Here is a 12,303-nt window from a genome sequence, read left to right on the forward strand (position 1 = left end):
TGACTCAAGGGTTACCCTTGTATACCGGCGGGGCTTTTCAACTGCCGGGCACCACCCCCGCCACACCTTGGCGCACGGTCCAACGCGCTTGCACGCCCAACTCGGCTTGGGGCATGACAGGATGCGCCGTGGTCATGAATTGCGCCTCCAGGCGATCAGGCCGGACATCGATCAGGGTGTAACCCCGTTCGTCGGACCGGGCATGGCGAATGTCCGGGTTGTCACGCTGTATTTGCGCCATCACCTTGGACGACATGCCCCGAGTGCTGACCGAGGTGGTGACCAACTCACTGGCCACCACAGGCGAGCGCTCATCCCCCGGCTGCACACGCAACTGGGCAGCCACATTGGCGTGCACATCGCCCCCCAACATGACCACATCGCTCAAACGCGCATCCGCAATGGTTTGCAACAGCCGCGTGCGCGCTTGCGGGTAACCGTCCCAACCGTCGGTGAAAGCGCTGCGGCCCAAAGGCGTCTGAAAGCCGCTGGTGGCCATCAGGGTGGATTGCGCCAGCAATTTCCAGCGCCGCTGGCTTTGGGTCAAACCCGCCGTCAGCCATTGCTCTTGGGGCAGCCCCAACATGCTGCGCGCAGGATCGTTCAGGGCATCGCAGCCCATCACCACACGGCCACCACCGCGCATCAAGTCGGGGCAAGCATGGTGGTCGCGGTGCTGGCGACAATCCAAAGTCCACACATCGGCCAGCGTGCCCCAGGCCATGCGGTCGTGGATGCGCATCTGGCTAGGCTGCTGAGGATCAGGCCCCAAGCGCAGGGGCATGTGTTCAAAGTAAGCCTGGTACGCTGCCGCCCGCCGCTGTAAAAACACACCCGGGTCGGTGAAATTGCGGTCTAGATCATTGGCGTAATCGTTCACCACCTCGTGGTCGTCCCAGGTCATGAGCCAGGGGTGGGCGGCATGACTGGCCTGCAAATCGGGGTCTGACTTGTAATGGGCATGACGGGCACGGTACTCGTTCAGCGAATAAGGCATGCCGCTTTCATGGGCGCGGATTTTGTGTTGCTTGTTGCTGCTTTCGTAGATGTAGTCACCCACAAACAGCACCAGATCCAGGTCTTGCGCGGCGATGTGCCGGTGCGCCGCATAGTGGCCTTGCTCGTAATGTTGGCACGACGCCAGGGCCAGCCGCAAACGGCGCACCGGTTCGGTCAAGGCCGGGCTGGTGCGGGTGCGCCCGACCGGGCTGACGGCATGGCCACTGACAAAGCGGTACCAATAGTGCCGCCCCGGCTGCAGGTTGTCGGCCAGCACGTGCACGCTATGGCCTCGGCTGGCCTCGGCACTCAGCCGCCACTGGCGCACCGGTTGGCGCAAAGCCTCGTCTGCAAACAGCTCGCACACCACCTCTGTGGCTTGCGCACGCTTGGCGGCATCGGCGTCGTCCAAGCGCAAACGCGTCCAAAGCACCACACCGCCCGGCTGCGGTTGGCCACTGGCCACACCCCAAGCAAAAGGATTGACCTGCCAACGTGGCGGCGCACTTTGCGCCTGCACACCCGGCGTCCACCACGGGGCCAAGGCCGCAGCCAAGGCCATGCGGTTCAGATCGCGGCGCGACCAAGGCGCGTTGGGTTGGGACATGATGGGCAAAGGCTTCAGAGGGTTTGGGGCATGGTTTGAGGTCGATTCTCCCTGTTTATCCAGAAACGCCGCACACACCACGGGTGACAGAAGGCGTGGGCTGGTGACGGCACAATCGCTGACATGAGCGCATCGACCCGCCCCCGCAAAGAAAACCTGGACGCCCTGGCTGTGGGCATCCTTTTGGTGTGCTGCATGTTTTGGGGCTTTCAGCAGGTCTTGGTCAAAGCCACTGTGGCCGAATTACCGCCCGTTTTTGTATCGGCAGTGCGCGGCCTGGGGGCCACGCTGCTGCTGTGGCTGTGGTGCCAGTGGCGGGGTGTTCGCCTGTTTGAGCGCGACGGCAGCTTGTGGGCTGGCTTGCTGGTGGGTTGTTTGTTTGCCGCCGAATTCGCCTTTCTCTATATGGGGTTACAGCTCACCACCGCCTCTCGGCTCACCGTGTTTTTGTACACCTCTCCCTTTTGGGTGGCCGCACTGCTGCCCGTCTTCATCCGAACTGAACGCCTGAAACCCCTGCAATGGGTGGGCATGGCCTGCGCTTTTGCGGCCGTGGTATTTGCGCTGCGCGAAGGCTTTGGTGGCGGTGGCGCCATGGGCGATTTGATGGGCTTGGCCGCAGGCGCTTTGTGGGGCCTGACCACCGTGGCCATCCGCGCATACAACTTGACGCGCATCTCGGCTGAAAAGCTGCTTTTTTACCAATTGGCCATCAGCACCGTGGTGTTGATGGGTGTTTCACATGGCATGGGTGAGCCTTGGAATGGCCCCTGGAGCAACTTTGCCATCGGTTCGGTCGCGGTGCAAACCGTGGTCGGTGCGTTTGCCAGCTATTTGGCCTGGATGTGGATGCTGGGCCATTACCCGGCCACCAAAATTTCGGCCTTTGTATTTTTGACGCCGCTGTTCGCCTTGCTCTTTGGCATGCTCTGGCTGGGCGAAGCCGTGACCCTGACGCTGGCCCTGTCCTTGGGGCTGGTGGCCGTGGGCATTGTGCTGGTCAACCGCAAATAATCGCCCGTCATCACCCGTGAACTTTTTCGCTTTTTGAAGGAACCCTATGACTTACCAAGCCCTGCAAATCCTCAAAGACGACGCCGGTTACCGCTGCACCCTGCAAACGCTGGATGACAGCGCATTGCCCGAAGGCGACGTGACGGTGCAGGTGGACTACTCCACCCTCAACTACAAAGACGGCTTGGCCATCACCGGCAAATCGCCCGTGGTGCGCAAGTTCCCGCTCACGCCCGGCATTGACTTGGCGGGCACCGTGACCGACAGCCAGCACCCGTTGTTCAAAGCCGGTGACCCCGTCGTGCTCAACGGCTGGGGCGTGGGCGAGAGCCACAGCGGCGGTCTGGCGCAAAAAGCGCGCTTGAAAGGTGACTGGCTGGTGAAGCTGCCGGATGCTTTCACACCCCGCCAGGCCATGGCCATTGGCACCGCAGGCTACACCGCCATGCTCTGCGTGATGGCGCTGCAAAAGCACGGCGTCACGCCCGCCAGCGGCGACATTTTGGTGAGCGGTGCAGGCGGCGGCGTGGGCAGCGTGGCGATTGCGCTCTTGGCCAAGCTGGGTTATCGCGTGGTGGCCAGCACCGGCCGCCTGCAAGAGGCCGACTACCTGCGCCAGCTGGGTGCGGCCGATGTGATGGACCGGGCAGAGCTGTCTGCCCCCGGCAAACCCCTGGCCAAAGAGCGCTGGGCGGGTGTGGTCGACACGGTGGGCAGCCACACCCTGGCCAACGCCTGCGCCAGCACGAAATACGGCGGCGTGGTCACGGCCTGCGGTTTGGCGCAAGGCATGGACTTCCCGTCCAGCGTGGCGCCCTTCATTCTGCGCGGCGTGACGCTGGCGGGCATCGACAGCGTGATGGCCCCACGCACGGTGCGCGAAGCCGCCTGGGCGCGTTTGGCCCAAGACCTGGACACCGCGCAGCTGGAGCGCATGACGCGCGAAGTGGGTCTGGGCGAGGCCATCGGTCTGGGCTCAGAAATTTTGGCGGGTCAGGTGCGCGGTCGCGTGGTGGTGAACGTGAACCGCTGAACGCGCCTGCCCCCTGCGAAAGCGGACCAACGCCAATGCCGTCTGAATCGGCATTCAGACCTCATGCCTGTTGGGGGGCTCCTTGCTGGTCGATCGACCAGCTATAGGGCGCCGTTATAGCCCTTAAAGCTATTCTGTAGTACCGCTTGGCCCCCATGCACTCCTAGAATCGTTTGGGTCAAAACCCCATGCCTCACATCCATTTTTCCTGGCCAGATCGACACACTTTCTTTTCACATGAGCTCACACAACGACCCCGTCCTTGACGCACCTCTACCGTATGGCCCAACCCTTTTGCTGGAAGATGCCAAACGCATGATGCAAGCGGCCGAGCGCTATGCCCAAAACATGAAGTGGCCTGTGTCCATCGTCATCGCCGATGCCAGCGGCGGCATTCTGATGGCCCAGAAACTCGACAACACACAGCATTCCAGCATGGAGATCGCCACGGGCAAGGCGCGTACCGCTGTGAACTTTCGTCGCCCCACCCGCATGTTCCAGGACGGCATTCGGGCAGGCGGAGAGGGTTTGCGCTTTCTGGCGGTCCCCGGTGTCACGCCTTTGGAGGGAGGATTCCCCGTGGTGCGCAATGGTCAAGTCGTCGGCGGCATCGGTGTATCGGGCGTCCTGTCTTCACAAGACGCCGAAGTGGCACAGGCCGGTATGGCCGCGCTGACTTGAAGCGCAACGCAATTTTCAACAAAACAAACAGGAGACAAGATGACTTCCAGCACACGCAGAAACTTGGTGATCGGGGCCCCCCTGAGCCTGGCACTTCCCGGACTGGTCAGGGCGCAGGACCGGTTCCCGAACAAAACCGTTCGGATCATTGTTCCCTTTGTGGCCGGTAGCCAGGTCGATATTGTGGCCAGGGAGATCCAGCGCCGCGTCCAGGAGACATGGGGGCAGCCGGTGATTGTGGACAACCGGCCTGGTGCCGGCGGAACGGTCGGCAGCCGGGGAGTGGCCACGGCAGATGCCGATGGCCACACTTTGCTCTTCACTTCTGCATCGCACGCCATCAACCCGACCCTTTACAAAAAGCTGCCTTACGACACCTTGAAAGATTTTCGTGGTGTCACTTTTGGCACGAGCGTGCCCAATGTGCTGGTGGTCGCCCCTTCTTTGGGTGTCAAAACGGTACCCGAGTTGCTGCAGCTGATTCGCAGCAAACCCGGCGCTTTGAATTTCGCATCGGCGGGTGTGGGCAGCGGTACCCACTTCAACGGAGAGATGTTCAAGGCCATGGCCCGGCTTGACATCGTGCACGTGCCTTACAAGGGCACGGGCGATGCACTGGTGGACACAGCGGCAGGGCGATCTGCGCTCTACTGGTCACCGCTGGGCCTCACACTGCCTTTTATCCGCGACAACAAGCTCATACCGCTGGCCGTGAGCACCGCACGTCGTGCGGCCGTCATGCCCGATGTGCCGGTCATTTCAGACTTCGTGCCGGGTTGTGTCTATGACCACTGGTATGGGCTTGTGGCACCTGCAAAAACGCCCCAGCTGGTGACCGAGAAAATTGCGGCAGATGTAGGCCGTGCGTTGCGCCATCCCGATGTGGTCAAGACGCTGGCCGATCAGGGCGTCGCCGTGGCACCGGGTACACCTGCCGAATTCGATCGCTTCATCCTTTCCGAAATCGAGAGGCTGGGGACCGTGGTCAAGAGCTCTGGCATTCAGTTGGACTGAGCTGCCATGGTTTGAGCGGCGAACCGGCCGGCTCGTCTGCCGGAAACGAAGGCCCACGCCAAGTGGTGGCCGTGGCCCTTGAGCAACAAGCCGCCCTGACCCGTTGAGCCTGCGGCATACAGGCCAGCAATCGGCACCCCACTCGCGTTGAGCACCCGGTGTTCGGTGTCGACGGCGAGGCCCCCTTCGTTGTGCACAAAGACAGAGCGAACGGGTCCCAAAGCCACATAAGGACCATCCCCCAATGGCCGGACCGGCCCCTGCGCAGCGCTGCGTTGGAGTGTGGCTGCATCCATGTTCAGCCGCTGGGCCAATGCCTCCAGGGTGTGGGCCTCGGTGAAGACATCGCGGCGGTTTTGGCGGTAGTCGGGCACGTAGGCGTAGGCAATGCCTGGGGCCGTTGAAATGTAGTGCGGCCAAGCTGAAAACTGCTTGGCCAAAGCGGCATCGATCACAATGAATCCGGCTTTGTCGGTCTGATCGGGCAAGCGCCAGGCAGGGCGGTCCAATTCATTGCCTAAGCGCTCACCTTGGGCGTTGACCAAGATGGCACCCATTTCAAACAGGGACGTTGAAGGTGCCAGCGCAGTGGTCAGGAATTTCATCATGAAGGGGCGCAGGATGGACTGGGGCAGATGCTCCAGCGCCCACTCCATGAACACCGCCAACCACCGCCATGGAGGCAATTGGCGTATCCAGTTCTCCTTGGCCGGTGCAATGAACCGGATCTCTGGGCCCAAGGCCAGGTCACCGTTGACAATGCGCGCGCCCAGGCCCTCTGCCATCCGTTGTCCGTCACCCGTGGCAGTCTGGTTCACACCTTCAACTTTGGCCTCTTGGGGGCCCATGAACCGGGCTTTGAATTGGGGGTCGTTGGTGAAGTCACCTGCAGCCAGCACAACACCGGCTTTCGCGCGAATCAAACAGGGACCATCGACCCCTTGCGCCACGACACCTGTGACGCGTTCACCGTCTTGCAGCAATTCGGTCACCCTCAGGCCGGTCCGAATCTGGACCCCTGCGCGCAGGGCGCGTTTCTTCAGGTGGTAGATGAATGACCGGGAATTGGGCAAAACATTGTGCATGCGCGGCTGACGATGCGGGGGCTCGGGCATGGGGCCCATGAAATGCACACCGGAGTCCAGGAGCCATTGAAAGGTTGCGGGAATCTCTTCACACAAGATGCGACGCAATGGCGCGTTGTCACGCGCATCCAGATCACCGGCAAAGCCGGGCATGTCGGCCCAATGGTCCTCGGGCGAATCCACAATGCCGCGCTTTTTTTGATAGCGCGTGCCACTGGAGGTGACCGAGCCAATCGACCACGCGGTCGACCCCCCCAGCGCCGTGTTTTTCTCAATCAACAAAACATGGGCGCCCTGATCGCGCGCTTCAATGGCCGCAGCCAGGCCGGCGCCACCGCCGCCCACCACGAGAACATCACAGTTCAACTGTTCGTTAGACATGCTGTGGGATCAATCCAGTTTGATTTTGGCGGCATCAATGACGGCACCCCATTTGGCGGTCTCCACCTCGTTGCGCCGCAGGGCATCGGCTGCCGTTCCACCCAATGCCGAGATACCGAGGGCCTCCCAGCGCTGCAGCAGGTCTTTGTCTTTCAGCACGAGGTTGATCTCGGCATTGAGTTTGTTGATGACAGGCACGGGCGTCCCGCTGGGCACTGAAATGGTGTACCAAGGCACCGAGGCATAGCCTGCAACGCCCGACTCGGCCACCGTCGGAACGTCTGGAAGGCTGGGGCTGCGTGACAAACCGGTCACGGCCAGCGCACGCACCTTGCCACCCTTGAGCTGGCTGTGCGCGGTGCCAAGGCTTTCGAAAAGCATGTCAATCTGGCCACCCAGCAGGTCGGCCATGGCTGGAGCGCCCCCACGGTAGGGCACATGGGTGTAGTCCACCTTGGCCATGAATCGGAAAAGCTCGGCGGCCATGTGCATGGCCGATCCATTGCCCGCAGACCCGTAGGTCAATTTGCCAGGCTGCGCACGGGACAATGTCAGCAAGTCCTGAACTGAGCGAACCGGAAGATCGTTTTTGACGATCAGAATGCTGGGGGCCTCTGCCAACAAAATCACGGGCTTGAGTTCTTTGGCCGGGTCGTAGCGCAGTTGGGGGTACAGCTTGACCGCGCCATTGTGGGCAATCGTGGCGAGCACCAGCGTGTAGCCGTCCGCTGGGCCACGCGCCACCTGTTCTGCGCCTGTATGGCCGCCCACGCCGGGCTTGTTGTCGATGACCACCGCTTGGCCCAGGCGTTGCCCCAGCTTCTCTGCCACACCCCGAGCGAGCAGGTCAGCGGGGCCACCCGCGGAGTAAGGCACGACAATTTTGATGGGCTTGCTCGGGTACACGTCTTGCGCCAAGGCGAACGTCGAACCTGCCAGCAGGCCCACTGTGCACAGCCATTTTTGGAATGAATTGAGCATGGTTTTCCTCAGTCGAGTTGCAGTTTGGCGGCTTCGATCACGCGGTTCCACTTGTGGGTCTCTGTGACAAAAAATGCTTTGGCCTGTGCAGGCGAATTGGGCTCATATTCGATGCCCAACTGGTTGTACCGCGCGCGCACTTCGGGGTTGGCCAAAATCCTCTGCACATCCCGATTGAGCTTCTCGACCAGGGGCATTTGCAGCCCTGCCGGGGCAGCGAGCGTGAACCATGACGTGCCCGAGTAGCCGCTGACCCCAGACTCGGCGATGGTGGGAATCTCTGGCAAGCGTGGGTCACGCTTGGGCCCGGTGACCGCCAGCACGCGCAACTTGCCGCTTTGGATGTGCGGCATCGCCGAAGAGATGTTGTCAAACATGACATCCACCTGTCCCCCCATCAGATCCACCAATGCCGGACCACTGCCCCTGTAGGGCACATGGTTCATGCGCTGGCCCGTGGCCAGCTGAAAAAGTTCGGTCACCATGTGCACCGAAGAGCCCGGGCCAGCGGATGCGTAGTTGATTTTTCCGGCATTGGTGCGGGCTTCAGCCAAAAAATCCGCAAAGTTCTTGTACTTGGATTGGGCCGGAACCACCACCACGTTGGGCGACTCGCCAATGACCATGACGGGCTGAAGCTCATCCGCTGGCTTGTAGTTGAGCTTGCTGTAGCTCGCATGCGCGGCGTGTATCCCGATGGTGCCCACCATCAGGGTATAGCCATCCGCGGGTGACTTGGCCACGAACTGTGCACCCAGGTGGCCGCTGACACCCGGCTTGTTGTCCACGATGATGTTTTGACCGTAAAGCGTGCCCAAGCGCTCGGCCAGTATGCGGGCCAAAATATCCACTGCACCGCCCGGTGCGAAGGGGGCCACGATGCGGATGGGTTTGGCAGGGTAGTCCTGTGCAAAGCTGACGCTGCCCAGCAAGGACAGGCCAATGACCAAGGCTTTCAGAATTGCGCGCTTCATGTCTTGCCCCTAGATTGTTCGAGTGTGATCACTGGACGTTGCTCGTATGGAAGATTCCAGTTCGAGTAATTGCGCTTGTCCACCACCTGCACTGGCAGCTCGATCGACAGCGGCACGCGCTCGCCTCGGAGATGCCGGGCCGCACATTCGGCCGCCAGGTAGGCCATTTGCATCGCGTTGAAATCGGCTGTGGCCAACATGCGGCCGGCGCCAATGGCTTCAATCGCTTGCGGGATGGCGTTCACGCCCACGACCGCGGCAGATTTTGCGGCAGCGTCCAGGGCATCGAGCACCCCAATGGCCATGATGTCATTGGCCACCAGCACCCCGTCCGGCGCGCCATTCGCGCTCAGCCAGGCGGCTGTTCGCTGCGCCGCCACTTCACGCACATAGTCGCCTGCAAGCTGCCCCACCAGCTCGATGCCGGGCTCTTCGCTGGCTGCGTCTTGGAACCCCCGAAGACGCTCTAGGCTGGTGAAAGAGTCCACGGGCCCAGTGACCACCAGGACACGACCGCGGCCTCTTAAATGCCTGAACAGGTAGCGCGATATCGCCCCCGCCAAATGGTAGTCATCCGAGCTGACATAACTCACCATGGGCGCGCAAAGGATGGGGTTGACAAAGCCGATCATGGGGATGCCCGCTTGCACCACCTCTTGAATGGCCGCATCGACCTTGCTGGGGTGCACAGGCGAAAAAACGAAGACGTCCGGTCTGGGTTGCAAGCTCAGCGCCTGGTGGATGAGCGCACTTTGCTCTGCAGGATCGTCGCCCTTGGTCGGCACAAAGTGCAGGACCTCATCGCCAAAGATGGCAGCGGCGCGCTCTGCGCCAAGACGCGCTGCACTGTAAGCGGGGTTGGTGTAATTCTTGGTGAAAACAGCGATGCGCATTTTTGGCTCTCACCCAGGTTGAAGACCCAATACAAGCATCACACCATGCCACCGTTGGGTTGGACAATCTGCCCATGCACCCACGATGCCTTGTCCGAGGCCAGGAAAGCGACCACCTCGGCGACTTCGGCAGGCTGACCCACCCGGTTGAAGGGACTGAGCGCTGCCGAACGGGCCAAGGCCTCTTCGTTTTTACCCGCCCGAAACAGATCGGTGTCCACGGGGCCGGGTGCGACACCATTGACACGGATGCGTCGTGCAGCCAACTCCTTGGCCATGGAGCGCAAGAGGCTTTCAACGGCCGCCTTGCTGGCGGTGTAGGGCCCGCCACCCGGAACGCCGACCCGAACCATGGATGTGGTCAGGCCAATGATGGTGCCCCCATCGACCACCCACTTGGCGGCCGCACTCAGCACATTGAAGGCGCCCACGATGTTGATCTCGACCAGCTTTCGGAAAGACTCCGAATCAAATTGTGCCAATGGGCCCGGGGGCACATTGATGCCGGCATTGGCGAGAACGCATGTCGGCATGCTGCCAAAATCCTTGGCCACATCGGCAAACACTTTGGCCACCTGCGCTGCGTCACGGATGTCCACCGGGTAGCCCCGGGTCGTCGATGAACCGATGGTGGTCGGCAGATGGGGGGCGCTGCTGACGTAGGTGTATGCCACATCGAAGCCGTCTTCGGCCAGCTTGTGCACACAGGCCGCACCGATACCCCGCGTGCCACCAAAAACCAGGGCGATTTTCTTGCTCATTTACTTTCCTTCAAAAATGGATTCCGTCAAAAAATTCAGAGGACCTTGTCAGCACCCTGTGCCGTGTATGGCCCGTACTCAGGGCTTCCAGGGCTGGCCGTACACCGGCTCCTTGTAGGGCGTGGGAGGCAGCTGCCAGGTGCCGGTGGAAGGCGGTCGCACATCGGCGTCCACATGCACATCGATCACGCAAGGCTTTTTGTTCTTGAGCGCCTGTTCGACCGCCATGGCCAAATCCTGCGGCCTGGTGACCGTGTACCCATCGGCACCGCAAGCGCGGGCCCAGGCAGCAAAATCGGGGTTGTAGCGCTCGCCACTTTGCCCCTTGTAGAAGGCGGTGCCAATTTCTCGCCCGTTGAACAGGCCGTACTGCAGGTCGCGAATGGCGCCCCAGGCAAAGTTGTTCCACACGATCCAGACCACGGGCAGGTTGTACTCCACGGCCGTGCACAGCACATACGGTGCCATGGTGAAGCCCCCATCGCCGACCACCGCGACGCAGGGTCGGTCGGGCGCGGCCAGTTGCGCGCCCATGACGCCGCAAACCCCAAAGCCCATGCTGGAGTATCCCCAGCTGTTGAGCATGCTTTGAGGGCGCTTGGCCTGCCAAAATTGCATGAACCAGTTGTGGTGCACCCCTGAATCCAGCGCAAGAATGACGTCATCCGGCAGGATTTTTTGCAAAGTCCCCACGACAAACTCCGGGCGCAAGGGGCTGGTGGAGTCTTCGAAATGGGGGCGAACGAAGGTCTCCCACTGCCTCTGCCAGCCTTGCACCTGCGCCACCCAGGGCGCATGGTTGACGGCCACGATGTCGGCGCGTTCAGGCAAGGCATTGAGCAGTTGCCGCACGAAAACCTGGATGTCCGCAATGATCCCCAGTGTGGGGGCATAGTTGCGCCCCAACTCCTGCGGATCGATGTCCACATGGATCAGCTTCGTCTTGGGAAAGTTCCAAGAATAGCCCTCATGCCAGCTGGAAGAGCTTCGGTCATCGAACCGGGTGCCCAGCGTGATCACCAGATCGGCACGACGGCCAGCCTCGTTGGCAGGGTAAGCGCCGTTGCGGCCAATGAAGCCCAGTGCCAGAGGGTGATCTCCCGGGATGGCGCCCATGCCGTTGGGCGACGTGATCACAGGGATTTGGAGCCGCTCAGCCAGCTCGGTGATTTCGGGTCCGGCTTCTGAGAGCGTGGCACCATGCCCAATGAAGATCACCGGCTGGCGTGCGCTGGCCAGCAGATCGAGTGTGGCGGCGACATCCAGGTCGCTGGCGCCCGGACGGTGCATGCGGTGGATGTGGGAACTCGCGGGCAATTCGACGTCGGCTTCTTCCTGGTACACGTTGTAGGGGATGTCCAAGTTCACCGGACCGGGCCTGCCCGTGACCATCGTGTCCATGGCCTGGCGCAGCGCCAGTGGCAGCATGTCAACCCGCGAGGGTTGAAAAGCACGCTTGACCACGGGGCGCATGACCTGCGCAAAGTCGGCCTGGTTGTGCTTGTACAACTCCTGGAAGGGCGCGCGGTTGTGCTGGGATGTGGGCACGTTGGATGTGATGCACAGGAAAGCCGAAGAATCCGAGAGTGCGGTTGCACAGGACATGACCATGTTGGCCGATCCTGGACCGGTCGATGTCAAAGTGGCCACCGGCTTGTGCTTGACGCGGAAATAGGCGTCAGCCATGTGTCCCGCACATTGTTCGTGCCTCGGTGAGATCAGCTGCAGCTGATCCTTGACGTCATAGAGTGCATCCAGAATTCCGACATTGCCGTGACCGCAGATACCGAAGATATAGGGTACCTTTTCTTGGACGAGGTATTGGGCGATGAGCTCGCCACCTTTCATTATTGCCATGGTGCTCTCGGTTGGGTTGGTGA

11 protein-coding genes are annotated in these 12,303 nt (G+C 61.4%); 4 read left to right on the forward strand and 7 right to left on the reverse strand.

Annotation, left to right across the window (positions count from 1 at the left end; genetic code table 11):
* Positions 1-37: 37 nt before the first annotated feature.
* Positions 38-1,606 (reverse strand): alkaline phosphatase, encoded by a 1,569-nt coding sequence (locus B472_RS05735; protein WP_019426058.1) that lies wholly within the window; start codon positions 1,604-1,606, stop codon positions 38-40.
* A gap of 123 nt (positions 1,607-1,729) precedes the next feature.
* On the opposite strand from B472_RS05735, the gene B472_RS05740 reads away from it, so the two are divergent.
* The 4 genes from B472_RS05740 (at position 1,730) to B472_RS05755 (ending at position 5,348) form a co-directional block, all read left to right on the forward strand.
* The gene (locus tag B472_RS05740; protein WP_019426059.1) at positions 1,730-2,620 is read left to right on the forward strand and encodes a DMT family transporter; all 891 of its coding nucleotides are present in this window, start codon (positions 1,730-1,732) and stop codon (positions 2,618-2,620) included.
* Positions 2,621-2,666: 46 nt separating this feature from the next.
* Positions 2,667-3,653 (forward strand): MDR family oxidoreductase, encoded by a 987-nt coding sequence (locus B472_RS05745; RefSeq protein WP_019426060.1) that lies wholly within the window; start codon positions 2,667-2,669, stop codon positions 3,651-3,653.
* Positions 3,654-3,890: 237 nt separating this feature from the next.
* On the forward strand, positions 3,891-4,334 hold the full coding sequence (locus B472_RS05750; RefSeq protein WP_050995421.1) for a heme-binding protein: 444 nt from the start codon (positions 3,891-3,893) through the stop codon (positions 4,332-4,334).
* A 39-nt stretch (positions 4,335-4,373) separates the two neighbouring features.
* On the forward strand, positions 4,374-5,348 hold the full coding sequence (locus tag B472_RS05755; protein ID WP_019426062.1) for a tripartite tricarboxylate transporter substrate binding protein: 975 nt from the start codon (positions 4,374-4,376) through the stop codon (positions 5,346-5,348).
* Here the strand turns inward: B472_RS05755 and B472_RS05760 are convergent.
* From B472_RS05760 to B472_RS05785, 6 genes are all read right to left on the reverse strand, one after another.
* Positions 5,336-6,814, reverse strand: coding sequence for an FAD-dependent oxidoreductase (locus B472_RS05760; RefSeq protein ID WP_019426063.1), 1,479 nt, complete (start codon positions 6,812-6,814; stop codon positions 5,336-5,338). The genes B472_RS05755 and B472_RS05760 overlap by 13 nt on opposite strands.
* Positions 6,815-6,823: 9 nt before the next feature.
* Positions 6,824-7,795: a tripartite tricarboxylate transporter substrate binding protein gene (locus B472_RS05765; RefSeq protein ID WP_019426064.1), complete on the reverse strand. Its 972-nt coding sequence runs from the start codon at positions 7,793-7,795 to the stop codon at positions 6,824-6,826.
* An 8-nt stretch (positions 7,796-7,803) separates the two neighbouring features.
* Positions 7,804-8,769: a tripartite tricarboxylate transporter substrate binding protein gene (locus B472_RS05770; protein ID WP_019426065.1), complete on the reverse strand. Its 966-nt coding sequence runs from the start codon at positions 8,767-8,769 to the stop codon at positions 7,804-7,806.
* The gene (locus tag B472_RS05775; RefSeq protein WP_019426066.1) at positions 8,766-9,662 is read right to left on the reverse strand and encodes a sugar ABC transporter substrate-binding protein; all 897 of its coding nucleotides are present in this window, start codon (positions 9,660-9,662) and stop codon (positions 8,766-8,768) included. The genes B472_RS05770 and B472_RS05775 overlap by 4 nt, the downstream gene beginning before the upstream one ends.
* A gap of 38 nt (positions 9,663-9,700) precedes the next feature.
* The gene (locus B472_RS05780) at positions 9,701-10,423 is read right to left on the reverse strand and encodes an SDR family oxidoreductase (RefSeq protein ID WP_019426067.1); all 723 of its coding nucleotides are present in this window, start codon (positions 10,421-10,423) and stop codon (positions 9,701-9,703) included.
* A gap of 78 nt (positions 10,424-10,501) precedes the next feature.
* Positions 10,502-12,280, reverse strand: a complete 1,779-nt coding sequence (locus B472_RS05785) for a thiamine pyrophosphate-binding protein (RefSeq protein WP_026039373.1) — start codon at positions 12,278-12,280, stop codon at positions 10,502-10,504.
* Positions 12,281-12,303: the final 23 nt, after the last annotated feature.

Source organism: Limnohabitans sp. Rim28, from assembly GCF_000293865.2.
Lineage (GTDB): Bacteria > Pseudomonadota > Gammaproteobacteria > Burkholderiales > Burkholderiaceae_C > Limnohabitans_A.